Here is a 25,273-nt window from a genome sequence, read left to right as displayed (position 1 = left end):
GCCAGTTATCCGATAATGGCTGTTTTGTAAAAGGCCATTTTGCTCGATGTGAAAAGCCATGATGATGCCGCGCCGCCTTTTCCAGCTTTTCTGGGGCCTCAACCTTTATGGCTTTGCCATGGCCGTGATGCTGCGCGCCAATCTCGGCCTTGATCCCTGGGATGTGCTGCATCAGGGGCTCGCGTCGCGGCTCGGCCTGAGCTTCGGCATGACGGTCAATCTGGTCGGCGCGGCGGTCCTGCTGTTGTGGTGGCCGTTGCGCCAGCGGCCGGGCCTGGGCACCCTCTGCAACATAGCGGTGATCGGGACGGCCGTGGACCTCAGCCTCATGATCCTGCCGACGCCGGACGGCTATGCCATGCGCTGCATCTGGCTGGCGTCGGGGATCGTCCTCAATGGCATTGCGGGTGGCGCCTATATCGGCGCGGGGCTGGGACCGGGACCGCGCGACGGATTGATGACCGGCTTCTGCCGCCGGACGGGATGGCCGGTCAAATGGGTGCGCACCAGCATCGAAATCGGCGTGCTGGCGATCGGATGGCTGATGGGCGGCACGGTTGGGCTCGGGACTTTGCTCTATGCGGCGACGATCGGCTGGATCGTCCACCATGCCCTGCCCTTCTTCACCATCGCGCCGCGGGAAGCGCCCGTCCTCCTCTGAACCCTTTGCCCCCTGACCGGCCGGCACGGAGACCCGCCGGCCGGTCCTTTTATTTCACCTGGGTATCGACAGCGGCACCAGCCGCCATATCTATGGCATCCTATCGGCACGATATGAGGAGAGCCTAGTGGCCACCGATCTATATGATCTGACCGTTCCCGCCTTCATCCGGGGTCTGCGCAACCTGTCCGCGATCCTGGACAAGGCCGCCGCCTATGCCCAGGAAAAGGGAATCGATCCGCTGACCCTGACCAGCGCGAGGCTGATCGAGGACATGGCGCCCCTCACCGCCCAGGTCCAATTCGCCAGCGACAGCGCCAAGGGCGCGATCATCCGCATCGGCCAACTTGACCCGCTGCCCATGCCCGACACCGAACAGAGCTTTGCCGAGTTGCAGCAGCGGATCGCCAAGACGATCGCTTTCCTCGAATCCGTGCCTCGCGAACGCATCGACGGGCAGGAGGATGCGCAGGTCGTGCTCAAGACCCCACGCGGCGATTTCCCCTTCACCGGCCGCAACCATGCGTTGGGCTTTGCGCTACCCAATTTCTATTTTCATGTGACAACCGCCTATGCCCTGCTGCGCCAGGCGGACGTGCCTCTGGGCAAGCTGGACTATCTGGGCGGCATCTAGGCGCAGAACCTCGACGCTCTCTTCCCTAGCCCGCGATCAGCCGGATCGCGGCGCTCGACACCCAGCCGCTGGGGCAGGGGCCGTCATAGGGCTGCTTGCGATCCGCCGGTTCAGCGACGCCGCAATCGATCGGCGCCGTCGCATTGTCGGCCGGGGGTTCGGGAGCCAGCACGATCCCCAGCCACTTCTGGTCGAGGCTGCGGGTGCAGATCCAGGCGCGGCTGCCCTCCGCCATCCGGGCGGTTTCCCGGGCGTCGGCAAAGGGCGCGGCACGCACCGACGCGCCCCTGGCGCCGACGCGCACCGCCTGGCCCATGGCGCCGCAGGCGTCGAGGCGCGGACCGTCCTCTCCGATGGTCACGGGGCGGACGAGATGCGATTCCAGCCGGGTATCGGGCATCTCGTCCCGCGGCGCACCCGCCAGGGAACTGTTGGGCAGTTCCTCCAGCACGTCGCTGCTCTTGGAGCAGGCGGCAAGCATCAGGGCCAGGGCTAGGATCATGCGCATAGGCGCGTGATAGACCTTGCTTCGGGCAGGCGATAGCCGCCATGTTTCGCTTTAGTTTGCTGGACCTTTTCCCTATATGCTCGGCATGAGCGAGGAAATTCAGAACAGCCCCAACAACAACGCCTATGGCGCCGACAGCATCAAGGTCCTGAAAGGTCTGGACGCCGTTCGCAAACGCCCGGGCATGTATATCGGCGACACCGACGACGGCTCGGGCCTGCACCACATGGTGTTCGAGGTCAGCGACAATGCAATAGACGAGGCGCTGGCCGGCCATTGCGACCGCATCCTCATCACGCTCAATCCCGACGGTTCAGTCAGCGTCGAGGATAATGGCCGCGGGATCCCCACCGACATCCACAAGGAAGAGGGCGTGTCGGCGGCAGAGGTGATCATGACCCAGCTCCACGCTGGCGGGAAGTTCGAGAATACCTCGGACGACAATGCCTACAAGGTGTCGGGCGGCCTGCATGGCGTCGGCGTTTCCGTGGTGAACGCGCTCAGCGAATATCTTGACCTCCATATCTGGCGGGACGGCAAGGAGCATTATATGCGCTTTGCCTATGGCGACGCCGTCGCTCCGCTCAAGGTGATCGGCGACGCGCCAGAAGGCAAGAAGGGCACGCGCGTGACCTTCCTTCCCTCGACCGAGAAAGTGCCCGGCGACGGCGGCACCTTCAAGAACCACACCGAATTCGATTTCGAGAAGCTGGAGCATCGCTATCGCGAACTCGCCTTCCTCAATTCGGGCGTGCGGCTGTTCCTGGTCGATGCACGGCATGAGGAGAAGAAAGAGATCGAGCTGTTCTATGAGGGCGGCATCGCGGCCTTCGTAAAGTGGCTGGACCGCAACAAGCAGCCGCTGATGCCCGATCCCATCGCCATTTCGGGCAGCCGCGACGACGTCACCATCGACGTCGCGCTGGAATGGAACGACAGCTATTATGAAAATGTCCTCTGTTTCACGAACAACATTCCGCAGCGGGACGGCGGCACGCACCTTGCCGCGTTCCGCGCGGCGTTGACGCGGACGCTCAACAATTATGCGGACAAATCGGGGCTGCTGAAAAAGGAAAAGGTCTCGCTGACCGGCGAAGACATGCGGGAGGGGCTTACCGCCATCGTGTCGGTGAAGCTGCCGGACCCCAAATTCTCCTCGCAGACCAAGGACAAGCTGGTTTCGTCCGAAGTGCGCCAGCCGCTGGAAAGCCTGATGGCGGACAAGATGGCGGAGTGGCTGGAAGAAAACCCGCAGCATGGCCGCCTGATCGTGCAGAAGGTGATCGACGCCGCCGCCGCGCGCGAAGCCGCGAAGAAGGCGCGTGAACTCACCCGGCGTAAGGGCGTGATGGACATCGCGTCCCTGCCCGGCAAGCTGGCCGACTGTCAGGAGCGCGACCCCGCCAAGTCCGAACTCTTCCTGGTGGAGGGTGACTCGGCCGGCGGTTCGGCCAAGCAGGGACGAAACCGCCATAATCAGGCGATCCTGCCGCTGAAGGGCAAGATCCTGAACGTCGAGCGCGCCCGTTTCGACCGGATGCTGTCGTCCAAGGAGGTGGGCACGCTGATCCAGGCGATGGGCACGGGCATCCGCGATGATTTCAACCTGGAAAAGCTGCGCTACCACAAGATCGTCATCATGACCGACGCCGACGTCGATGGCGCGCACATCCGCACGCTGCTGCTGACCTTCTTCTACCGCCAGATGCCGCAGATCATCGAGGCGGGCCATCTCTATATCGCCCAGCCGCCCCTGTACAAGGCGACGCGGGGCCGGTCGGAGGTCTACCTCAAGAACGAAGCCGCGCTGGAACAGTATCTGGTCGACAATGGCGTTGAATCCATGGCGCTGGAAACGACCGGCGGCATGCGCTCAGGCGAAGACCTGCGCCACCTGATCGAACATGGCCGGCGGATGCGGGCGGTTATGCGTTATGTCCCGCGGCGCTACAATCCCGCAATCATCGAGGCGCTGGCGATCAACGCCGCGCTTGATCCGGAACTCAGCCAGGAGGCGCAGGCCGATCGCCTGGCCAACACCGTCCGCTGGATGGACGCGCAGGACGATGAAGGCAGGTGGAGCGGCCGGATCGCGGAGGAGGGCGGCTTTCATTTCGAGCGGCTGTGGCGCGGCGTCACCGACCACCATATGATCGAGGCAGGCTTCATCGGTTCGGCCGAAGCGCGCAAGCTGCACGCCATCGCGACCGAGGAAGCGGACAGCTATCGCACCGCCAGCCGGCTGGTCACGGCCAAGGCGGCAGCCGCCGCCGAGGATGCTGGAGAGGACGAACTACCGGTCGCGACCAAGGGTTCGACTGCGGTCACCCGACCCAGCGAATTGCTGGAGGCAATCCTCGCCGCCGGGCGCAAGGGACTGGCGATCCAGCGATATAAGGGCCTGGGCGAAATGAATGCGGAACAGCTTTGGGAAACCACGCTGGACCCCGATAATCGCTCCATGCTGCGGGTGGAGGTCGAGCAGGCTGACGTGGCCGACGAAATCTTCACCCGGCTGATGGGCGATGTGGTGGAACCGCGGCGCGAGTTCATCCAGGACAATGCGCTGAACGTCGCCAATCTGGACGTCTGATCCGATGGAGCAGGTCCGTTGCGGTTGGGCCGGGACGGACCCGCTCTATTGCGCCTATCATGACAGCGAATGGGGCGTTCCGGAACGCGATCCGCGGATGCTCTGGGAAACGCTCATGCTGGAGGGCTTCCAGGCGGGGCTGAGCTGGATCACCATATTGCGCAAGCGGGAAAGCTTTCGCGTTGCCTTTGCAGGCTTCGACCCAGACAGGGTCGCGGCATTCGGCGAGGATGATGTCGATCGGCTGATGGCCGACCCCGGCATCGTCCGGGCCCGCGCGAAGATCGAGGCGACGATCACGGGCGCTCGGATCTTCTGCGCGATGCGGGATGGGGGCGAGGATTTCTCGACCTATGCCTGGGGGTTCGTCGACGGCCAGCCGATCCGGAATGATGGCTTGACCTTCCCGGCCAGGACCGATCTTTCAGAGGCGATTTCCAGGGATCTCAAGCAGCGGGGCTTCAAATTTGTGGGGCCCACCATCGTTTATGCGTGGATGCAGGCGATCGGGATGGTGAACGATCATGCGCTGGATTGCTTCCGGCGGAATGAGGTCTGAAAAAGGCATGAGGCGGTTGCTGCCATTGGCCCTGGCCGTTGCGCTGGCGGGATGTGGCAAGGATGAGATGCCCGCGGCCAATGTCGCGCAATCTCATGCCTCCACACCAATCACCATGCCTGACCCGGCGCCGAACCAAGTTTCTGAGAATATTCCACAAAAGGTTCCACGTGGAACAGATGGAAGCGCGCCGGCCAACTCAGCGGAAGACTCTGCGGACGTCAGGCGTCCTGCGGAAAATGGCTATCGCGCTATCGGAACCGAGCCTTTCTGGGCGGTGACGGTGAAGGGCTCCACCGCCTTGCTGGAACGGCCCGACAAGGCGCCGGCCCGCTATGCGATATCGCGGAACGACGACGGGCGCGCCGTGCGGTTTATGGGCGAGGGTTTTTCGATGACCGTCACCGAAGGACCATGCAGCGATGGCATGAGCGATGCGGTCTGGTCTGACCGCGTAGCGCTCGCTTTCGGCGAAGGGACGCTGAATGGCTGTGGTGGCACACGCTATGATCAGGGTGAACCCTGAAGGCGCATCTTTGCCGATCGGCATGGGGAGCCCCGCCTGTCCTGCCCGAATGGAAGGGCGAGGTGCCAGAGGCCGGAACATAGTTCGGCTTAACCGGAATGAACAGCGGACACGGCAAAAGTCAGGGAAGGCAGGATACTGCCCATCCTGATCTTTTTAGAATTTGAAGATCGTGCCCAGATAAACGGCCTGCGCGTCCTGCCGATCATCGGTCATGGGCGTCAGCCGCCCGGCGAAGCTGTTATTATAGCGCACGCCCGCCGTGACGTTCAGGTTGCGCGTCAGCGAATAGGAGCTCGCCAGGTCCAGCGAATAATCCTTGTCCGCACTGGGGTTGCGGATCGTCGCGGCGGGTTCGCGGCGGCTCTCGATCAGCACCTTCGTGCTGAAACGATCCTTGCGCTCCTGATCCAGCGAGAAATTCCTGGCGCCTGCCATCGGCTCGACGGCGACCGGGTCCAGCTCCTTGCGACCGACGGTTTCGGGCAGGGCGAACTTGCGCCAGTTATGCGCGCTGTTGAGGCTGAAGGCGACCGGCGCGATATTCACCGCATCGATCGTCCGGCTAACCGCGACACGATCGTTCAGGTCGGCGGCACGGACCATGACGGTCACCGAACGCTGCCCGCTCAGCGATCCGCTGGTGGGGGTAAAGCGGAAATTCTGGCGACTCGCGGAGGCGGCGATCTTCGCATAAGCGGCCGCCAGGCGCGAATCCTTGGTCGTCGGTGTGAAGGAAGAAATACTGCCCAATGCGCCCAGCGAAACCGGGATTTCGGCGCGCATCCGCACGAGGTCGGTCGCGGCGCCGATCGCAGGAGACAGCATGAAGCCGGCCACGGCAACTGCCGAGCCTGCCAACGCCATATGTCCCCTTTTCAGGCCCATGATCCGAATCTCTTCCCCGCCGACTAGTTTTCTATCGTCCTTCATATAAGGAAGGCGCTGTAATTGGTAGAGCGCTACCCGTTTTTTGTCCGAGCTGTTGCACGGAACACACAGGACTCATTCCGGTTGCGCGGCGGGCCGTTGCCGCCATGTCCCGGAGTCCCCCTTGCCCATTGCCGCCGGTCCTCTATAGAAGCGAGGCATTTACTCGTTTGATGGGACAATAATGATGGTCCGCCGCTTTTCTTCGCGCCTTTCCTCCGGTCTGCTGCTGGCCGCACTCCTGCCGCTCGCCGCGTGCGGAGGCGGCGCCAAGGACCGCCCCAAGGCGGATCTCGCCGCATCGAAGGTGACGACCATCGGCGTCAACGCCTATCTGTGGCGCGCGAGCCTCGACACCCTGTCCTTCATGCCGATGGTGCAGACGGATTCGAACGGCGGCGTGATCGTCACCGACTGGTACGCCAATCCCAACAGCCCCAATGAACGGATGAAGCTGACCGTCTCGATCCTCGACCAAGATCTGCGCGCCGACGCGCTGCGCATCGCCGCCAGCCGTCAGGTCAGCCAGGGCGGCCAATGGGTCGACGCGCCAGTGCAGGCGGCGACGGTGCAGAAGCTGGAAGAGATCATCCTGACCAAGGCGCGCGACCTGCGCCGCATGGCGATCGCGGGCTGACCGCAACTTATATTCCATTCGGGCCGAGCCTGTCCAAGCCCTGTGCGTTTCTTCGGAATTACGGCCCTTCGACAGGCTCGGGGCGAACGGCAGTTGAGTTAAGGATCATCCATGCAAAGGCGCTTCAACCCGCTTGAGGCCGATGCCCGCTGGCAGGCCGTCTGGGACGAGAAGCAGACGTTCAGGGCGTCCGACAGCAGCGACAAGCCGCGTTCCTATGTGCTGGAGATGTTCCCCTATCCCTCCGGGCGCATCCATATCGGCCATGTCCGCAATTATTCGATGGGCGATGTGCTGGCGCGTTTCCGCCGGATGACGGGGCATGAGGTGCTCCACCCGATGGGCTGGGACGCCTTTGGCATGCCAGCTGAAAACGCCGCGATGGAGAAGAAGGTGCATCCGGGCGCCTGGACCCGCTCCAACATCGCGACGATGCGCGCGCAGCTCAAGAAGCTGGGCTTCGCGCTGGACTGGAGCCGGGAACTGGCGACATGCGAGCCGGATTATTACGGCCAGGAACAGGCGCTGTTCCTCGACATGCTCGAAGCCGGCCTGGTCTATCGCAAGGAATCCGCCGTCAACTGGGATCCGGTCGACATGACCGTGCTGGCGAACGAGCAGGTTATCGACGGCAAGGGCTGGCGGTCCGGCGCCCCGGTCGAAAAGCGCAAGCTGTCCCAATGGTTCCTCAAGATCACACAGTTCGCGGATGATCTGCTGGCCGGCCTCAAGACGCTCGACCAGTGGCCCGACAAGGTGAAGCTGATGCAGGAAAACTGGATCGGCAAGTCGGTGGGATTGCAGTTCCGCTTCAAGCTGGATGCGCCAGTGGGTGGAATCGGGGAGCTGGAGGTTTTCTCGACCCGGCCTGACACGATCTTCGGCGCCAGCTTTGCGGCCGTCGCAGCGGATCACCCGATCGCATTGGCGCTGGCGGAAAAGGATGCGGTGCTCGCCGCCTTCGCGGAGGAATGCCGCCAGACCGGCACGGCCGCTGCCGAGATCGAAACCCAGGAGAAGAAGGGATACGACACCGGCCTGTCGGTGATCCACCCCTTCACCGGGCACAAGCTGCCGCTGTTCGTGGCGAATTTCGTGCTGATGGACTATGGCACCGGCGCCGTCATGGCGGTTCCGGCCCATGACCAGCGCGATCTCGACTTCGCGCGCAAATATATGCTGCCGGTCGAGCGCGTCGTCGCGGCCGAGGGCGATGAGCAGAAGGGCATTGGCGAGGAGGCCTATGTCGGCCCCGGCAGACTGGTGAATTCCGGCTTCCTCGACGGCCTGGGCGTCGAGGAAGCGAAGGCGGAAGTGATCCGCCGCGCCGAAGAGGGCGGCTGGGGCACCGGCACCACCGTCTTCCGGCTGAGGGACTGGGGCGTTTCGCGCCAGCGTTATTGGGGCACGCCGATCCCGGTCATCCATTGCGAGGATTGCGGTCCCGTGGGCGTGCCCAAGGACCAGCTTCCCGTGGTGCTGCCCGAGGATGTCGGCTTCGACGTTCCGGGCAATCCGCTGGACCGGCATCCGACCTGGAAGCATGTCGATTGCCCCCGATGCGGCAAGGCGGCGCAGCGTGAGACCGACACGCTGGACACCTTCGCGGATTCAAGCTGGTATTTCATCCGCTTCGCCAGCCAGCCGAAGGACAGGCCGTTCGACCGGGAAACCGTGGAGAAGTGGCTCCCCGTCGGCCAATATATCGGCGGCGTGGAACATGCGATCCTGCACCTGCTCTATGCGCGCTTCTGGACCCGCGCGCTCCAGCATATGGGGCAGTTGGGCTTTGCCGAACCCTTCACCGGCCTCTTCACCCAGGGCATGGTGACGCATGAGACCTACAAATCGCCCGACGGCGCCTGGCTCGCCCCGCAGGATGTGGAGCGGCAGGGCGACAAGGTCGTGATGATCGACGGCGGCGCCTCCGTTACGGTCGGCCGTGTCGAGAAAATGTCCAAGTCGAAGAAGAATGTCGTCGATCCCGATGACATCATCGCCCAATATGGCGCCGACGCGGTCCGCTGGTTCATGCTGTCCGACAGCCCGCCGGAGCGCGACCTGCCCTGGACCGAAGCCGGCATCGAAGGCTCCTGGCGCTTCGTCAACCGCCTGTGGCGCCTGTTCGGGGAGGCCGACAAGGTCGCCGACGGAGCGGACAAGGCGCTGGACCGCAAGCTGCACCAGACCATCGACGGCGTGGCGAAGGATATCGAGGCACTGTCCTTCAACAAGGCGGTGGCGAAAATCTACGAACTCACCAATGCGGTCGAAAAGGCGAAGCCATCGGCCAGCCGCAGCGCGGCGATCCGGGCGCTGGCCCTGCTGGTCGCGCCGATGACGCCACATCTCGCCGAGGAGGCGTGGGCGGACATGGGCGAGGAGGGACTGATCGCGGAAGCCGGCTGGCCCGCCGTCGATCCCGCGCTGCTGGTGGAGGATGAGGTCACCATCGCCTGTCAGGTCATGGGCAAGCTGCGCGACACCATCACCGTGCCCAAGGGCACGGCGAAGGAGGAACTGGAGCGCCTCGCCCTGGCCGCGCCCAATGTGGTGAGGACTCTGGACGGTGCTACGCCGAAGAAGGTGATTGTGGTGCCGGACCGTCTGGTGAATCTGGTCGTCTGAACTCCAGGCATCGGTTCGGGCCCCGCCTGTCGAAGCCCTGCGCTTCTCCCTGGGAGAGCACAGCCCTTCGACAAGCCCGGGGCCAACGGGTATAGGATTGCGCATGAAGCCTTTATTGCCGCTGCTCTTGCTTGCCTCCCTCTCCGCCTGCGGGTTGCGTCCCGTCTATGGCGGAGGCAGCCATGGCGCGGTTGCGCAGGCGCTGGGCCATGTCGAGGTGCAGCCGATCCAGGGCAAGGGCGGCTGGCTGGTGCGCAACGCGCTGAACGACCGGCTGGCGGCGATGACCGGCACCGGACCCAGCTACAAGCTGGTGGTGAAGCTGGACGATGACATCAGTGGCTTCGGCCTGCGTTCCGACGCCGCCGTCACGCGTGAGCGGCGGACCCTGCGCGCGCGCTACCAGCTTATCGACGGCGCCACCGGCGCGCAGGTTCTGGACGATACCGCCGGATCGGACGTTGGCATTGACGTCGTCTCCAGCGAATATGCGACGATCGCGGCGGAAGACACGGCGCTCGAACGGCTGTCCCAGACCATCGCGGACCAGATCATTGCCCGGCTCGCCCGTTTCGCAACGCGGGACAGGTCGCGTTGAAGGCCAATCGGGGCCAGATCGAAAAGGCGCTCGACGCAGCAGGCCAGGGGTCGGCCGCCGACTGCCGCTTCTTCCTGCTCTATGGCCCCGACGAAGCGGGTAGCACGGCACTCGCCCGACGGCTGGAGCGCTCCATGGGGCCGGACGCCGAGCGGATCGACCTGGACGGGCAGACGCTGCGCGACGATCCGGCGCGGCTGGCGGATGAAGCGGCGTCCTTCTCCATGTTCGGGGACAAGCGCTGGATCCGCATCACGGGCATGGGGGAGGAATCGCTGCCTGCCCTCAACGCCCTGCTGGAGGCGGAGGCGGCCGGCAATCCCGTCATTGCCATAGCAGGCGCGCTCAAGGGCACCTCGAAGCTGCTCAAGCTCGTGCTGGACCACAAGCAGACCATGGCCTTCATCTCCTACCAACCCGACGCGCGGGAGGCGGAGCAGATCGCCATCGCGATCGCGCGGGAAGGGGGGCTGCGCCTTTCGTCCGAACTGGGTCGCCGCATCGCGGACTTGGCCAATGGCGACCGCGCATTGATGGCGGGCGAGGTGGAGAAGCTGATCCTCTATCTCGATGCCGCCCCGGATCGCCCGCGCGAGGCGACGGAGGAGGCGCTGAACGCGCTTTCCGCCGATAATCCCGACAGCGACGCCGGGCCGCTGGTGAACGCGGTCCTGGGCGGCGACCTGCGCGGCATGCATCGCGAACTGGGGCGCCTGGCGGAGGCGGGGACGGCGATGGCGGCCGTGCTGCGCCCGCTGCTGACCCGCGCCATGCTGCTTGCCAACATCCGCGCCGACTTCGATGACAGCGGCAGGCTGGAAGGCGCGATAGAGGCGGCGGGCAAGGCGGTGTTCTGGAAGGAAAAGGGCGTCGTCACGCGCCAGGTCCGCATATGGGACGCCGGCGGTATCGCCCGCGTCATCCAGCGCCTCGCCCAGGCCGAACGGGCGAGCCGGTCCGGCAGGGGCCTGGGCGATCTCATGGTCCGCCACGAACTGCTCGCCATCGCCCGCCAGGCAGCGCGGGATCGGTAGGATCTGTCATGTCCCCGGGAAGGCAGGAACATGACGGCGCTGCGCGAAGCCTTCCTAAGCGCTTGATCGGACGGCCACCGACCGCCATATTGCCGGCATGGACAAGCTCAACCTGACCGACGCCGAATGGCGCGAGCGCCTTTCCCCCGAACAATATCATATCCTGCGGGAGGGCGGCACGGAACGGGCCTTCACCGGCAAATATAACGGCAACAAGGCCGATGGCCGCTATTTCTGCGCCGGCTGCGGCACAGAATTGTTCGATGCCGAGGAAAAATATGACAGCGGATCGGGCTGGCCCAGCTTCACCGCCCCCGTCGATATCGACGCGGTGGACGAAATCCGCGACAACAGCCATGGCATGATCCGCACCGAGGTCCGCTGCGCAAAATGCGGCGGGCATCTGGGCCATGTCTTTCCCGACGGGCCGGGCGTCAACGGCCTGCGCTATTGCATGAACAGCGCGTCGCTGGATTTCCAGCCGCGTGACGACGCCGAATAACGGTTCATCGCCGGTACAGCGGACTTTCTCTTGAAACCCTGGGCGATTCTGGTCGATGGCATCACTGGCGGCCGGCAAATCGCGGAAAACACAAAGACGCTGGAGATTTTGCGCGGCCTGCACGGCTTTTCCACTGGCCGCCTTTCCGTTTAGCGCATATCCGGGCGAACCATGGCACGATCAGGCAAGAGCAGCGAACCGCGGGGCAGAGTGAAGACATGGCTGGTGCGGGGTCTGAAGATCGGCCTTGTCGGCGGCCTCAGCGCGCTTGTCGCGATCGTGGTGGCGGTGGTGATCGCCTATCAGTCGCTGCCCGACTATGAATCGCTGAAATCCTCGCCCAATGGCCAGATGATCCGCGTCCACGCCGCCGACGGCAGCGTCATCGTCTCCCTGGGCCCCAGCTTCGGCCGCTGGCTGAGCTACGATCAGATCCCGACGGTGATGGTCGATGCCATGGTCTCGACCGAGGACAAGCGCTTTTATCTTCATCCCGGCGTCGATCCCATCGGCATGGCCCGTGCCGCCTGGGTAGCGCTGGAACGTCGCGGCAGCGGGCGGCGCTGGCAGGGCGCGTCCACCATCACCCAGCAGGTGACGCGCAACATCTTCCTCAACAACAGCTACAGCTGGGGCCGCAAGGTCCGGGAGATGGTCCTGGCCCTCGCGCTGGAGCGCAAATTCTCCAAGCGGCAGATCCTCGAGCTTTACCTCAACAAGGTCTATTTCGGCGGCGGCGCCTATGGCATCGACGCTGCCAGCCGGAAATTCTTCGGCCATCCCGCCACCAGCCTCGACCTTCCCGAAGCCGCGATCGTCGCCGGTCTGGTGAAGGCACCCTCCAGCTATTCCCCGACCGCCGACGCCGACGCCGCCAGGGGCCGGGCGGGCGTGGTGCTGGAACTGATGGAGGAAAACGGCAAGATCAGCGCGGCGGAGCGCGCCAATGCCGGCCTGGAAGCCGTCAAGATGGCCCCAGAACCGCCGCAGAACAGCGTTCGCTACTTCACCGACTGGGCACTGCCCCAGCTCGACACGCTGATCGACGAACCCAATGAGCCGCTGGAGGTCTATACCACCATCGACCTCGGCATGCAGAAGGCCGCGACCGCTGCGATCCAGGCCAATGTGCCTACGGGAACGCAGGGCGCCCTGGTCTCGCTGGACCGCGATGGCGCGGTACGGGCGATGGTCGGCGGACTGGACTATGTGAGTTCCAACTACAACCGCGCCACCACCGCGACGCGCCAGCCGGGGTCGGCGTGGAAGATCTTCGTCTACATGGCCGCGCTGGAGGCGGGCTATACGCCCGATACCGGTATCACCGACAGTCCGGTCGACATCAACGGGTGGAAACCGCGCAACAGCAACGGCCGCTTCTCCGGCGACATCGATATCCGCACCGCCTTCGCCTATTCGGTCAACACCGTGGCGGCGAAGCTGGGCGTGGAGGTGGGCTTCCCCACCGTGGCGGACATGGCGCGGCGCTTTGGCATCACCACGCCGATCAACACCCATCCCTCCATGGTGCTGGGCACGTCGGACGTGCGCCTGATCGACATGACTCGCGCCTTCGCCTCGATCGCGCGCAAGGGCGTGGCCGTGACTCCCTATGGCATCACCAGGGTGACGACCTCCGAAGGCCGCGTCCTCTACGAGCATCAGGATGACACCAGCCGGGTACTGGTCGCGCCCTGGGTCGCGGCGGGCATGACCGACCTGATGCAGACCGCCGTCAGCACCGGCACCGGCAGGGCGGCGCAGATCGGCCGCCCCGTCGCCGGCAAGACCGGCACCACCAGCAGCAACAAGGACGGGTGGTTCCTGGGCTTTTCCAGCGGCATCACCACCGGGGTCTGGATGGGCCGCGACGATGCGCACGCCGTCGGCGTTCTCCAGGGCGGCCGGGCACCCGCGCGTGCCTTTGCCGACTATATGAAGGTCGCCGTCGCGAAACGCCCGGTCGAACAGTTCGAAACCCAGGTGACTTTGCCCGAATGGCAGCTCGAACCGGATAACGAGGCCTATTATGGCCAACCCGACGGCGGGACCGAAGGCGGCATGATGGTCGATGAAAACGGATTGCCGATCGAGCGGGGACAACAGCCGCCCCAGGATGAGGCCCAGCCTGAAGACGGCCAGCAGGCCGCGCCCAATCCCGCCGACCGCCCGCAGCCGCCCCGTTTGGACCAGCAGTGGATCGACAATGTGCTGGGCCGCAACCGGCAGCAGCAGCAGCAACAACGCCAGAATGCGCCCTGATTGCGGCGCGGCATGCGTCTGCAAGGCCAGGGTTGCGCTACCGTAAAAAGCACCCCTGGGCGGTTTTCGGGGAAATCGCTCTAGCCTGCGGCCCTCTGCGCCGTCGCAAAGCGTTTCTGGTCGAGCAGCCCCGTGTCCGGCAGCAGGAAGTCGACCTTCCCCCGCCCGAAATCGATCGCGACCCGGTCGAACAACTTCAGCGCGTCGATGCCGAGCAGCAGCGCAGGCTTGTCCTGAAGCTCCAGTTCCGCGAAGGGCTGGGCATCGGCGAACATCACCGGCATCGCCCTGAGCATGACTTGCCCCATCCGCACCCGTTCGATCAGTCCCGCCTGGCCGAACAACGTCTCCCCGGTCACGCTGGTCAACGACACCAGCTTCAGCGGAGGCGCCTTCTTCTTGCGCAGCAGCCTGTTCATCAGCGCCATGTTGCCGACGCTGATCGATGTGCCGGTGTCGAGGATGATGCTGACCTTCATTCCGTTCACGTCGGAATCGAGCAGGATCAACTGCCCCTTTCGCCGCCGCGCCTCGACCACGATGACGTTGGGATCGCGCAAGCTCCGCTGGCTGCTGCTGATTTCCATCCGTCCTGTGCGAAAATTCATCAGCAGCCGCTTGGCATGGAGGCCGTCCAGACCCAGAAGGCCGGCAGCGCCGATATGCTCCCCCTCCAGCACGGGCGCCTCGATATCGTCCACTACGGTCTTGCCGAAGACCAGGCGCGGAACCGAAACGGTGTCCACCTCGGCCCGGCCGGTCATGCTGATCACCGTCACCCGCTCCCGCAGGGGCAGGGCGAGCCGTTCGGCCAAAGCGCGGGAAATGACCGTGCGTTGCGATCCGGTATCGACGACGAAGTTCCACGGACCCCTGCCGTCGATCTGGATGGGGATGGTGATGCGCGCGTCGTCGCTCGCAACGGTGCGGATCACGGCCGGCGGATCATCCGGGTCCAGAGCAGGACGGTCCTGCGCAACTGGGGCAGGACTGATGGCAGGAGGAGGACTCATGGGGGCAGGGCTGGCAAGCGCAGGACTGGCGATCACCATCGCCATGCCCAGAGCGGCGCGCCAGCGTCCCATCTCCCGTTCCTCCTTATTTTATCCCTGTATAGCATGGCCGCGCCGGTTCCGCCCATCCCATTTCATTGGCGGCAGGGCGCATATTCCCAATTTACCGCTCGCCCATGGCTCAGCCACCTTGACTTGGGCCATGTCGGATCGCTAAACGCCAAACATTCTATCCCGCCCGTCCGGCGCGGGTTCTCCCGAGTCATGAGCCGGGTCAGCCTTCCCCAATTTTACTTCCTCTGTTTCTCATTCCATCGGACTTCACGCGAATGCACCTCAAGGATCTCAAGAAAAAAGCGCCCGCCGAACTCGTGACCATGGCGGAGGAGCTGGGCGTCGAAGGCGCGTCGACCCTGCGCAAGCAGGACCTGATGTTCGCCATCCTCAAGGTCGAGGCCGATAATGGCGAACAGATCATGGGCGAGGGCACGATCGAGGTGCTGCCCGATGGCTTCGGCTTCTTGCGCAGCCCGGAGGCGAATTTCCTGGCCGGCCCGGACGACATCTATGTCTCGCCCAACCAGGTCCGCAAATTCGGCCTGCGCACCGGCGACACGGTCGAGGGCGAAATCCGCGCGCCCAAGGATGGCGAGCGTTATTTCGCGCTGACCAAGCTCATCTCGGTCAATTTCGACGATCCCGAAGTCGTCCGCCATCGCGTCAATTTCGACAATCTGACGCCGCTCTATCCGACCCAGAAGCTGGTTCTGGACACGCTCGACCCGACGATCAAGGACAAGTCGGCCCGGGTCATCGACATCGTTTCGCCGCAGGGCAAGGGCCAGCGCGCCCTGATCGTGGCGCCGCCGCGCACCGGCAAGACCGTCCTGCTCCAGAACATCGCCAAGGCGATCACCGACAACCATCCCGAAGTCTTCCTGATCGTCCTCCTGATCGACGAGCGTCCGGAAGAAGTCACCGACATGCAGCGCAGCGTGAAGGGGGAGGTCGTTTCCTCGACCTTCGACGAACCGGCACAGCGCCATGTCCAGGTCGCCGAAATGGTGATCGAGAAGGCCAAGCGTCTCGTGGAACACAAGAAGGACGTGGTGATCCTGCTCGACTCGATCACGCGTCTGGGCCGCGCCTACAACACCGTCGTGCCCTCGTCGGGCAAGGTGCTGACCGGCGGCGTGGATGCCAATGCGCTCCAGCGCCCCAAGCGCTTCTTCGGCGCCGCGCGCAATATCGAGGAGGGCGGCTCGCTCTCCATCATCGCCACCGCGCTGATCGACACCGGCAGCCGCATGGACGAAGTCATCTTCGAAGAGTTCAAGGGCACCGGCAACTCGGAAATCGTGCTGGACCGCAAGGTGGCGGACAAGCGCATCTTCCCGGCGCTCGACGTCGGCAAGTCGGGCACCCGCAAGGAAGAGTTGCTGGTCGACAAGGCCAAGCTCAGCAAGATGTGGGTGCTGCGCCGTATCCTGATGCAGATGGGCACCGTCGATGCGATGGAATTCCTGCTCGACAAGATGAAGGATTCCAAGACCAACGAGGATTTCTTCGACTCGATGAACCAGTAAGGGGCAGGGCGGTTGTGTCCCTGACGGACGCAGGTCGCCTTCGCTTCAAGCGCCATGTTTTTGGGGCCGTCGGACTTCGGTCTGGCGGCTCCGCTATTTTCAGGGGAACTGTCAGGCCGTGATGATCGACCTAATCGCAACCGCCGCAGCCGCGGCTCAGGGGATCGGCTCACCCGCCGATATCTGGGCCCATATCGTCAACGACTTCAGCAATATCGGCTCGCCCGCCGCGCTGGCGGCGTTCGGACAGGTGCTGATGATCGACGTGCTGCTGGCCGGGGACAATGCGATCGTCGTCGGCGCGCTGGCGGCGGGCCTCCCTGCGGAACAGCGCAAGAAGGTCATATTGATCGGCATCATCGCCGCGCTGGTCCTGCGCATCGGCTTCGCGCTGGTGGTGACGCAGCTGATGCAGATCGTCGGCCTGATCCTGGCGGGCGGGCTGCTGCTGCTCTGGGTCGCGTTCAAGATGTGGCGGGAACTGCACCCGAAACGGGGCGGCGACACCGCCGATACGAGCGACGACGACATATCCGGCCTGCGTCCTGCCAAAAGCTTTGCGGGCGCGGCCTGGGCAGTCGCGGTCGCGGACGTTTCCATGAGCCTCGACAATGTGCTGGCCGTGGCAGGCGCGGCGCGCGACCATCCGGGCATCCTGATCATCGGGCTTGTTCTTTCCGTGGCCCTGATGGGCATCGCGGCCAATATCATCGCCAAATATATCGAGCGTTTCCGCTGGATCGCCTATCTGGGCCTCGCCGTGATCATCTATGTCGCGATCAAGATGATCTATGACGGCTTCGTGGACCATCAGGTCGGCATATTGACGCTGTTCGCATAGTGCAGGCCGATCTGATCGGATCAGATCGGCCTACAGCTTGATCTTGCCGTGATGTCCCATCATGGGATCAGGACAGTGCTTCCCCTGGTTTGCCGCGCCTCCAGCGCGCGGTGCGCCTCTGCTGCATCGGCCAGGGCAAAACGCTGGCCGATGACGGTGTTCACCACCCCGCGCGCCATGCGGTCGAACAGTCTTTCGGCGGTTCGCGCCAACTCCTGGGGCGTAGCGACATAGTCATACAATGTAGGCCGCGTGACATAGAGCGACCCGCCCCGGCTGAGTTCCAGCAGGCTGATCGGCGGGACAGCGCCTGAAGCATTGCCATAGCTGACCATCATGCCGCGCCGCCTGAGAGAGGCGATGGACGCCGCCCAGCTATCCTTGCCCACGCCGTCATAGACAATATCGACGCCGCGCCCGCCGGTAAGCTCCCGCACGACGGACGCCAGGCCTTCAAGGGGTCCGGAGAGGCTGTGATCGGCTTCCACCGTCGCCGCCTTTTCCGGCGAACCGCAATGGGCGATCACGATCACGCCCTTGTCGCGCAGCCACGGCACCAGCACGGAGCCGACGCCGCCTGCCGCCGCATGAACCAGCGCGAACTGCCCTGGCTGCAGGGGCAGGATGTCCTCCGCCAGAAAGCAGCTGGTCATGCCCTTCAGCATCATGGCCGCCGCGTCCTGCGTCGTGACAACGTCCGGGATCCTGACCGCTTGGTCGGCCCTGACCATGCGGTGCGTGGCATAGGCGCCCAGTCCCACGGCACATCCCACCTTGTCCCCGACGGCAAAGCCGACCACCCCGGGGCCGATGGCGGCGACATGCCCCGCCCCTTCGGCCCCCAGGGGAGTTGGCAGCGGCGCGGAATAGAGGCCGCTGCGATAATAGGTGTCGATGAAGTTCAACCCCACGGCATCCTGCGCGATCAGCAATTCGCCTTCCCCCGGCAATCCGGGATCGAACGCCTCCCGCGCGATCACGTCTGGCCCGCCATGGCTGCGCGCCACCATCCGCCATGCCTGCGTCATGCCGGAATCCGATTCAGAGATGAGCGGCGAAGAAATCAGCGGTTCGACCGTCGGCCAGTTCCGCCGCCGCTTCATTGCGGCGCGCGCCCATTTCGGCGGCGAAACCATGATCCAGCCCTTCATAATCATGCAGGATCACATGGCGGTTGTCCTTCAGCCCTTCGTGCATCTTCTGCTGGACCTCGGGCGGGACAAAGCCGTCGGCAGTGGGGATATGCATCAGCACCGGCTTGCCTATGGCATGCTGTTCATTCAGCAACCCGTCAATGCCGACGCCATAATAGGCGACAAAGGCATCGCCGTCCGTACGGCAGGCCGACATGAACGCCAACCGTCCGCCCAGGCAATAGCCGACCAGACCGACCTTGGCATCTTGTCCCAGTTCCGCGCGGGCGGCCTTGATCGTCGCCTCAATGTCCCGAATGCCTTGATTCTGGTCGAATTTCTGGAAAAGGCCAAAGGCCGCCTGAAGATCCTCCGGAATATCGGCGTCGAGTTCGATATGCGGCTCCTCCCGCCAGAACAGGTCAGGCGCCAAAGCGAGATAGCCGGCCGCCGCCCAGCTATCGCATTTGCGGCGAATGCCTTCATTCACGCCGAAAATCTCCTGGATCACCACGATTGCGGCCTTGGGGGTTCCTTCCGGCCGGGCAACATAGACATCGAACCGGGCATCGCCCTCCAGCGTGGAAACGGGTGTGAATGCTGCCATGGGAAAATCCTTCCAATTCGTTCCGGGCCGCCATAATGGCGCTTGCAGGGCGAAGCGCAACCACCTCTGCCGTCAAAAAATTTGCGTTGCGCGCCCTTGTTGCGGCATGAGGCGTTGTAAAGGGCGGCCGCAGCAAGAGGTAGCAAGATATGAAGGTGAGCGTTGATGTCGACTGCACTCCTGCGGAGGCTCGGGCTTTCCTGGGGCTGCCGGATGTGACCCCCATTCACGAGAAATATGTAAAGACGATGCTGGACAGTTTCGATGGCGTAGCGAATGTCGAGCAGATGGAGACGCTGTTCAAAAGCTTTTCGCCACTTGGCGACGCCGGCATGCGCCTGTTCAAGCAGATGATGGACATTGGCCTGTCAGGAATGGCCGGTCAGAATGGCGACAAAAAGTCCGGCTGACCGATCTGCGACGGCGCCTGTGACGGACACCATCTATGCCCTGTCCAGCGGCGCTCCGCCCGCGGGCATCGGCGTCATCCGGATCAGCGGCCCCGCGGCGGGACAGGCGCTGCAGAGCATCGCCGGTCAGTTGCCGCCGCCCAGAAGGGCACGCCTGTCCTCCCTCCACGACCCGCGCGACGGCGCATTGCTCGACCGGGCGCTGACGCTGTGGTTTCCGGGGCCGAACACCGCTACCGGAGAAGATCTGGCCGAATTGCATTGCCATGGCGGCCGCGCCGTCATCGCAGCCGTGGAGGACGCACTGGGTTCCCTGGCAACATTGCGCCGCGCCGAAGCGGGGGAGTTCACGCGGCGGGCCTTCACCAATGGCCGCATGGACCTAAACGCCGTGGAGGGCCTCGCCGACCTCCTCGCGGCAGAGACGCAGCAGCAGCGGCGGACGGCTCTCCTGATGGCGGAAGGTCATTTTTCGCAGCATGTGGAGGGCTGGCGACAGACATTGCTGAACCTTTCCGCAATGACCGAAGCGGCGCTTGATTTTTCCGACGAAGATGATGTCCCGGAAGAGAATATCGACCTGCAAATCCGCCGCGATATCAGTAATTTGGCATTGGACGTCGAAGCCGTGCTCGCATCCCCCTCTGCGGAAAGATTGCGCGACGGCGTTCGCGTGGTTCTGGCCGGTCCGCCCAATGCAGGGAAATCGACCCTGCTCAACCGCCTTGTAGGGCGCGATGCTGCCATTGTTTCCGACGTGGCGGGAACCACGCGCGACCGGATCGAGGTGCCTGCTGCTCTTGGCGGCAGCGCCTTTCTCTTCACCGACACGGCGGGCCTGCGCGATCGCACCAGCGACGCCATAGAGGCCATCGGCATGGACCGTGCGCGTGACGCACTGGCGGCGGCCGACATCATTCTCTGGCTCGGGCCGGCAGCGGATATCCCTCGGCCGGATGCGATAGTGATCGCCGCCCAATGCGATCGTACCAAGGGGGAGGATCGTCCTGGCCTTGAGCTGTCCGCTGTGACGGGGGAGGGGATGGATGCTCTGATATCCATTTTGCTGGACCGCGCCGCTGCTCTCTTGCCGGGTGAGGGGGATTACGCACTGCATCGGCGACAGCGCGATGCAGCGGCGTTGTTGCATGCGCATCTGACGCAGGCATATGGATCGGATGATCTGCTGATCGTGGCGGAGGAGTTGCGGCAGGCGCGCACGGCTATTGACCAGCTAACGGGGCGGGCCGGCACAGAAGACATGCTTGACCGCCTGTTCGCCGGCTTCTGCATCGGAAAATAGCCATGTTCCACGTGGAACAGTTTTGACCGGAGCGCCCCAATTCTGTTAAGGGGCGCGCATGCGAACAAGCTATGACGTGATCGTGGTCGGCGGCGGCCATGCGGGCTGCGAAGCGGCGAGCGCTGCGGCGCGAAAGGGCGCGTCCGTCGCCCTGCTGACCTTTGACAAGGCCACGGTCGGCGCCATGTCCTGCAACCCCGCCATCGGGGGCCTCGGCAAAGGCCATCTGGTGCGAGAGGTCGATGCGCTGGACGGGCTGATCGCCCGCGCTGCCGACGCCGCCGCGATCCACTATCGCATGCTCAACAGCAGCAAAGGCGCAGCAGTCCAGGGGCCGCGCATCCAGGCGGACCGCAAGCGCTATCGCGCCGAAATTCATCGACTGCTCGCCGCTCAGCCGGGACTTCATATTGTCGAGGGTGAGGCAGTCGGACTGCTGCTGACCATGGGCGCGATTGCGGGCCTGAGCCTCGCCGATGGAAGCACGCTTCATGCTCCCACAGTCGTGCTCGCGACCGGCACATTTCTGGGCGGCAAATTATTCCGTGGTGAAGAGGCGCTGACCGGCGGCCGCACAGGGGAGAGGGCGGCAACGGCCTTGGGAGTTCAGCTTCGCGCCCTGGACCTGCCAATCGGAAGGCTGAAGACAGGGACGCCGCCACGGCTGGATGGCCGGACCATCGATTGGGCCCGGCTGGAGGCGCAGCCATCGGATAGCGAAGGCTGGACTATGTCGGCCCTGTCAGCATCCCGCACATTGCCGCAACTCAGTTGCGCGATCACGCGCACCAATGACCGGACGCACGCAATCATCCGGGACGGTCTGGGTCGCTCGCCCCTGTTCAGCGGAGCGATCGAGGGGCGGGGTCCACGCTATTGCCCCTCCATCGAGGATAAGGTGACCCGCTTCGGCGACCGCGACGGACACCAGATATTTCTCGAACCGGAGGGGCTCGACGATCATCTCGTCTATCCCAACGGCATCAGCACTTCGCTGCCCGCCGATGTGCAACTGGAAATGGTAAGATCCATGACCGGACTGGAAAGGGCCGAGATCGTGGTGCCGGGCTATGCCGTGGAATATGACCATATTGATCCGCGCGCCCTGGACGCAACGTTGGAAGTTCACGCCATTTCAGGTCTCTTCTGCGCGGGGCAGATCAACGGCACGACCGGATATGAGGAAGCAGCGGCGCAGGGACTGATTGCCGGGATCAATGCGGCGGCCAAGGCGATGGCGGATGAACCGCTCATCCTCGATCGGGCAAGCAGTTATATTGGCGTAATGATCGACGATCTCGTCCTGCAGGGCGTCACCGAACCCTATCGCATGCTGACCGCCCGGGCCGAATATCGCCTGCGGCTGCGCGCCGACAATGCGGGAACCCGGCTGTCGAAAATCGGGTTCCGCCATTCCGTTTTGGGGCCGGAACGCTCAGCCCATTATATTCGGCGCGACCAGGACCGTGCCGCGGTGAACGAGGAACTGAGCCGTTCCTTTTCGGCAACGGAGATGGCGAAGTCCGGCGCGACGGTCCGGCAGGATGGCGCACGCAGGACCTTGTTCGAATGGGCACGTTTTCCGGAAGTCGGGCGCGCCCTGCTTTTCGATCTCGCACCCGTTCTGTCCCGAATAGCGCCTGACCTGCGCGACGAGATATTGGAGGACGCGCATTATGCGCCCTATCTCGAAAGGCAGGAGGCCGAGATAGCGGAAATGCGCCGCAATGAACGAGTGGTCATCCCGGCGGATTTTGATTTCGCCTCCATCGGCGGCCTGTCGACGGAAATGATCGAGCGGCTCAACCTTGCTCGCCCGGACACGCTGGCCGCCGCCGGGCGCATCCGCGGGATCACGCCTGCAGCCCTGGCAGCCGTTCTTGTTCACATCAGGCGGCGCGCCGCGTGACGGAAGAGGAAGCACGGCAATGGCTGCAAGTGCGTTTCGATGTTTCACGTGAAACATGGCAGCGCCTCGAACGCTATGTGGCCATCCTTCTGGAGGAGATGGGTCGCCAAAATCTCATTGCAGAATCGACCCGCCCCCAGATCTGGTCCCGCCATGTCGCTGATTCAGCACAATTGATTCCGCTCGCCGGGAACTGGCAGGGTCCGTGGGTCGACCTGGGATCGGGCGCCGGCCTGCCGGGCGTTGTCGTCGCCATCCTTTCCCAGACTCCCGTCCAGATGGTGGAATCCCGGCGCAAGCGGATCGACTTCCTCAATTCGGTCATCCAGGCCCTCGATCTTCCGAATGCGAGCGTCTTTGGCGGCCGCGTGGAAGCCGTGCCGCCCATGACGGCAGCGGTCATCAGCGCCCGTGCCTATGCGCCCTTACCCAAACTTATCGACTCGGCGGCACATCTGGCTGGCGAAAAAACGATATGGGTGCTGCCAAAAGGACGAAATGCGCAGAATGAACTGGAGGCCGCGACTCGATCATGGCAAGGTGTGTTCCACGTGGAACGCAGCGTGACCGATGCCGATAGTGCCATCATCGTCGCGCAGGCGATCCGATCCGCCAGGAGGAAAGCCCGAGGATGATCTGTATTGCGATAGCCAATCAGAAGGGGGGCGTCGGGAAGACCACCACCGCCATCAATCTGGCCACCGGGCTGGCCGCTACTGGACTGCGCGTCCTGCTGGTCGACCTTGATCCTCAGGGCAATGCATCGACCGGGCTTGGCGTCAATCAGGCCGATCGTGTCCAATCCAGCTACGACCTGCTGGTCGGCAATTGCGCGCTGGAAGATGCGATTATCAGCACCCGCGTGCCCAAGCTCGACATCGTCCCTGCCACGCAGGACCTTTCCGGCGCGGAAATCGAGTTGATCGAATATGAGGAGCGGACGCATCGTCTGGAACGGGTGCTCACAGAAGCACAACCAGGCCGCTGGGACATCTGCCTGATCGATTGCCCGCCATCGCTCGGCCTGCTGACCATCAACGCGATGGTCGCGGCGCAATCGCTGCTCGTCCCGTTGCAATGTGAGTTCTTCGCTTTGGAGGGACTGTCCCAGCTTCTTCAGACCGTCGAACGCATTCGTGGTCGTTTCAATCCCGGCCTGTCGATCATGGGCGTTGCGCTCACCATGTATGACCGACGCAATCGCCTGACAGATCAGGTGGCCGACGATGTGCGGGCATGCCTTGGCGACCTGGTATTTTCCACGGTCATCCCGCGCAATGTCCGATTGTCGGAGGCGCCCAGCCATGGCGTACCGGCGTTGATCTACGATTTCCGCTGCTCGGGATCGGAAGCCTATATGCGTCTGGCGCGTGAATTGATCGCGCGCCTGCCCCGGCAGGAGGTTGCTGCTTGAATAACGACAATGCAATGAAGTCGGCGAAGCGTCCCCATGGTCTTGGTCGCGGACTGTCCGCCCTGCTCGGCGATGTGGCGCGGGAAGAGCCTGTCGCGCCGACCTCTGTGATGCCGCCCTCCACCAAGGCGATCCAGAGCATTGAAGTGGCGCTTATACAGCCGCATCCGGAACAGCCCCGTCGCCATTTCGACGAAGGGGCGTTGCAGGAACTGGCCGAAAGCATCGGCAAGCGCGGCGTGATTCAACCGATCATCGTCCGTCCCCATGGCGGCGGCTTTCAGATCGTCGCGGGGGAACGCCGGTGGCGCGCCGCGCAGCGCGCTCAGCTTCATCGCATCCCCGCCATTGTGCGCGATTTCGACGAAGCAGAGACGCTGGAAATCGCGCTGATCGAGAATATCCAGCGCGAAGACCTGAACCCCATCGAGGAAGCGGAGGCCTATCGCAAGCTGATCGCCGAGTTTCAGCACAGCCAGGAAGCGCTCGGGCGCCTGGTCGGCAAGTCGCGCAGCCATGTCGCAAATCTGATGCGCCTGCTGGATCTGCCCCGGCCCGTCCAGCAGCAGGTGATCGAACAGAAACTCAGTATGGGCCATGCCCGCGCGCTCATCGGCGCGCCCGATTGCGAAAATCTTGCGCGCACCGTCGAAACCAGGGGCCTGTCCGTTCGCGATACCGAACAACTCGTCCGCCGCGCGAAGAAGGGCGATGACGCCCCCGGTCGCAGGCGTGGCGTCGCCATCAAGGAAAATGATCCGGACATCGCGGCGCTGGAACAGCATCTCGCCGACATATTGGGCGTAAAGGTCGATATAGACTATGCGCAGGGCGGCAGCGGCATACTCTCGCTGCATTATTCCACGCTCGACCAACTGGACATGCTATGTCAGCGCCTCTCGGGCGAGCGCATCTGACAGCCCGGTAAAAAGAACCGGTGCGCAGCCGCATTTAGCTGCGGCGGCCACTGGTCTTTTCGCCTTCA

General features: G+C 63.9%; 24 protein-coding genes. 19 read left to right on the top strand and 5 right to left on the bottom strand.

The features are described 5' to 3' along the window. Positions 1-58 precede the first annotated feature (58 nt). Both ACN9MX_RS11835 and ACN9MX_RS11830 read left to right on the top strand, forming a co-directional pair. Positions 59-661, top strand: coding sequence for a YczE/YyaS/YitT family protein (locus tag ACN9MX_RS11835; RefSeq protein ID WP_363827260.1), 603 nt, complete (start codon positions 59-61; stop codon positions 659-661). A gap of 127 nt (positions 662-788) precedes the next feature. Further along, entirely contained in the window at positions 789-1,295 is a 507-nt protein-coding gene (locus ACN9MX_RS11830) for a DUF1993 domain-containing protein (RefSeq protein WP_363827257.1), read from the top strand. A gap of 25 nt (positions 1,296-1,320) precedes the next feature. Here the strand turns inward: ACN9MX_RS11830 and ACN9MX_RS11825 are convergent, their stop codons facing one another. Continuing rightward, entirely contained in the window at positions 1,321-1,803 is a 483-nt protein-coding gene (locus ACN9MX_RS11825) for a hypothetical protein (protein WP_363739769.1), read from the bottom strand. 85 nt (positions 1,804-1,888) lie between these two features. Between ACN9MX_RS11825 and gyrB the strand changes: the two genes are divergently transcribed. The 3 genes from gyrB to ACN9MX_RS11810 are packed head-to-tail and all read left to right on the top strand — an operon-like array spanning position 1,889 to position 5,481. Then, entirely contained in the window at positions 1,889-4,396 is a 2,508-nt protein-coding gene (gene gyrB, locus ACN9MX_RS11820; protein ID WP_363827254.1) for a DNA topoisomerase (ATP-hydrolyzing) subunit B, read from the top strand. Between the two features lie 4 nt (positions 4,397-4,400). Beyond that, the gene (locus tag ACN9MX_RS11815; protein WP_363827252.1) at positions 4,401-4,955 is read left to right on the top strand and encodes a DNA-3-methyladenine glycosylase I; all 555 of its coding nucleotides are present in this window, start codon (positions 4,401-4,403) and stop codon (positions 4,953-4,955) included. Positions 4,956-4,974: 19 nt separating this feature from the next. Beyond that, positions 4,975-5,481, top strand: a complete 507-nt coding sequence (locus ACN9MX_RS11810; RefSeq protein ID WP_363827289.1) for a membrane-like protein — start codon at positions 4,975-4,977, stop codon at positions 5,479-5,481. 156 nt (positions 5,482-5,637) lie between these two features. Here ACN9MX_RS11810 and ACN9MX_RS11805 read toward each other — a convergent pair whose 3' ends face one another. Continuing rightward, positions 5,638-6,369 carry a hypothetical protein gene (locus ACN9MX_RS11805; RefSeq protein WP_363739763.1) on the bottom strand — a complete coding sequence of 244 codons (732 nt, stop codon included), beginning with the start codon at positions 6,367-6,369 and terminating at the stop codon, positions 5,638-5,640. A 229-nt stretch (positions 6,370-6,598) separates the two neighbouring features. On the opposite strand from ACN9MX_RS11805, the gene ACN9MX_RS11800 reads away from it, so the two are divergent. From ACN9MX_RS11800 to ACN9MX_RS11775, 6 genes are all read left to right on the top strand, one after another. Further along, positions 6,599-7,048, top strand: a complete 450-nt coding sequence (locus tag ACN9MX_RS11800) for a DUF3576 domain-containing protein (RefSeq protein ID WP_363739802.1) — start codon at positions 6,599-6,601, stop codon at positions 7,046-7,048. Between the two features lie 111 nt (positions 7,049-7,159). After that, positions 7,160-9,676 (top strand): leucine--tRNA ligase, encoded by a 2,517-nt coding sequence (gene leuS / locus ACN9MX_RS11795; RefSeq protein WP_426387034.1) that lies wholly within the window; start codon positions 7,160-7,162, stop codon positions 9,674-9,676. 103 nt (positions 9,677-9,779) lie between these two features. Continuing rightward, positions 9,780-10,274, top strand: coding sequence for an LPS assembly lipoprotein LptE (gene lptE / locus ACN9MX_RS11790; protein ID WP_363739759.1), 495 nt, complete (start codon positions 9,780-9,782; stop codon positions 10,272-10,274). Beyond that, on the top strand, positions 10,271-11,308 hold the full coding sequence (holA, locus tag ACN9MX_RS11785) for a DNA polymerase III subunit delta (RefSeq protein WP_133654504.1): 1,038 nt from the start codon (positions 10,271-10,273) through the stop codon (positions 11,306-11,308). Before lptE ends, holA begins: the two co-directional genes overlap by 4 nt. Positions 11,309-11,405: 97 nt before the next feature. Continuing rightward, positions 11,406-11,810 carry a peptide-methionine (R)-S-oxide reductase MsrB gene (msrB, locus tag ACN9MX_RS11780; RefSeq protein ID WP_133654503.1) on the top strand — a complete coding sequence of 135 codons (405 nt, stop codon included), beginning with the start codon at positions 11,406-11,408 and terminating at the stop codon, positions 11,808-11,810. Between the two features lie 171 nt (positions 11,811-11,981). After that, a complete protein-coding gene (locus ACN9MX_RS11775; protein ID WP_363827246.1) occupies positions 11,982-14,072 on the top strand; it encodes a transglycosylase domain-containing protein in 2,091 nt (696 codons plus the stop codon). A gap of 80 nt (positions 14,073-14,152) precedes the next feature. On the opposite strand, the gene ACN9MX_RS11770 is transcribed toward ACN9MX_RS11775, so the two are convergent. After that, complete coding sequence (locus ACN9MX_RS11770; RefSeq protein WP_363827243.1) at positions 14,153-15,157, bottom strand: aspartyl protease family protein; 1,005 nt, start codon at positions 15,155-15,157, stop codon at positions 14,153-14,155. Between the two features lie 257 nt (positions 15,158-15,414). On the opposite strand from ACN9MX_RS11770, the gene rho reads away from it, so the two are divergent. Both rho and ACN9MX_RS11760 read left to right on the top strand, forming a co-directional pair. Beyond that, on the top strand, positions 15,415-16,671 hold the full coding sequence (gene rho / locus ACN9MX_RS11765) for a transcription termination factor Rho (protein ID WP_133654500.1): 1,257 nt from the start codon (positions 15,415-15,417) through the stop codon (positions 16,669-16,671). 121 nt (positions 16,672-16,792) lie between these two features. Continuing rightward, positions 16,793-17,512: a YjbE family putative metal transport protein gene (locus ACN9MX_RS11760; protein ID WP_363739800.1), complete on the top strand. Its 720-nt coding sequence runs from the start codon at positions 16,793-16,795 to the stop codon at positions 17,510-17,512. A gap of 59 nt (positions 17,513-17,571) precedes the next feature. Here ACN9MX_RS11760 and ACN9MX_RS11755 read toward each other — a convergent pair whose 3' ends face one another. Together ACN9MX_RS11755 and ACN9MX_RS11750 are read right to left on the bottom strand one after the other, a co-directional pair. Continuing rightward, positions 17,572-18,540, bottom strand: a complete 969-nt coding sequence (locus tag ACN9MX_RS11755; protein ID WP_363756460.1) for a quinone oxidoreductase family protein — start codon at positions 18,538-18,540, stop codon at positions 17,572-17,574. Positions 18,541-18,553: 13 nt separating this feature from the next. After that, positions 18,554-19,252: a dienelactone hydrolase family protein gene (locus ACN9MX_RS11750; RefSeq protein ID WP_133654499.1), complete on the bottom strand. Its 699-nt coding sequence runs from the start codon at positions 19,250-19,252 to the stop codon at positions 18,554-18,556. Positions 19,253-19,401: 149 nt separating this feature from the next. Between ACN9MX_RS11750 and ACN9MX_RS11745 the strand changes: the two genes are divergently transcribed. From ACN9MX_RS11745 to ACN9MX_RS11720, 6 genes are read left to right on the top strand one after another with little or no spacing between them, the layout of a single operon-like run. After that, on the top strand, positions 19,402-19,662 hold the full coding sequence (locus ACN9MX_RS11745; protein WP_133654498.1) for a DUF6489 family protein: 261 nt from the start codon (positions 19,402-19,404) through the stop codon (positions 19,660-19,662). 19 nt (positions 19,663-19,681) lie between these two features. Further along, positions 19,682-20,965: a tRNA uridine-5-carboxymethylaminomethyl(34) synthesis GTPase MnmE gene (gene mnmE, locus ACN9MX_RS11740; RefSeq protein WP_363827286.1), complete on the top strand. Its 1,284-nt coding sequence runs from the start codon at positions 19,682-19,684 to the stop codon at positions 20,963-20,965. A gap of 58 nt (positions 20,966-21,023) precedes the next feature. Beyond that, on the top strand, positions 21,024-22,874 hold the full coding sequence (mnmG, locus tag ACN9MX_RS11735; RefSeq protein WP_363827239.1) for a tRNA uridine-5-carboxymethylaminomethyl(34) synthesis enzyme MnmG: 1,851 nt from the start codon (positions 21,024-21,026) through the stop codon (positions 22,872-22,874). Continuing rightward, complete coding sequence (gene rsmG / locus ACN9MX_RS11730; protein WP_363827236.1) at positions 22,871-23,509, top strand: 16S rRNA (guanine(527)-N(7))-methyltransferase RsmG; 639 nt, start codon at positions 22,871-22,873, stop codon at positions 23,507-23,509. Before mnmG ends, rsmG begins: the two co-directional genes overlap by 4 nt. Further along, positions 23,506-24,288, top strand: coding sequence for a ParA family protein (locus ACN9MX_RS11725; RefSeq protein WP_363739742.1), 783 nt, complete (start codon positions 23,506-23,508; stop codon positions 24,286-24,288). Before rsmG ends, ACN9MX_RS11725 begins: the two co-directional genes overlap by 4 nt. Before the next feature lie 14 nt (positions 24,289-24,302). Continuing rightward, entirely contained in the window at positions 24,303-25,205 is a 903-nt protein-coding gene (locus ACN9MX_RS11720) for a ParB/RepB/Spo0J family partition protein (RefSeq protein WP_414714633.1), read from the top strand. Positions 25,206-25,273: the final 68 nt, after the last annotated feature.

The organism is Sphingobium sp. R-21, from assembly GCF_049913335.1.
In the GTDB taxonomy this organism is placed as follows: Bacteria; Pseudomonadota; Alphaproteobacteria; order Sphingomonadales; family Sphingomonadaceae; genus Sphingobium.
Note: the sequence above shows the minus strand (reverse complement) of the source record. Positions and strands in the feature narration are given on the sequence as shown.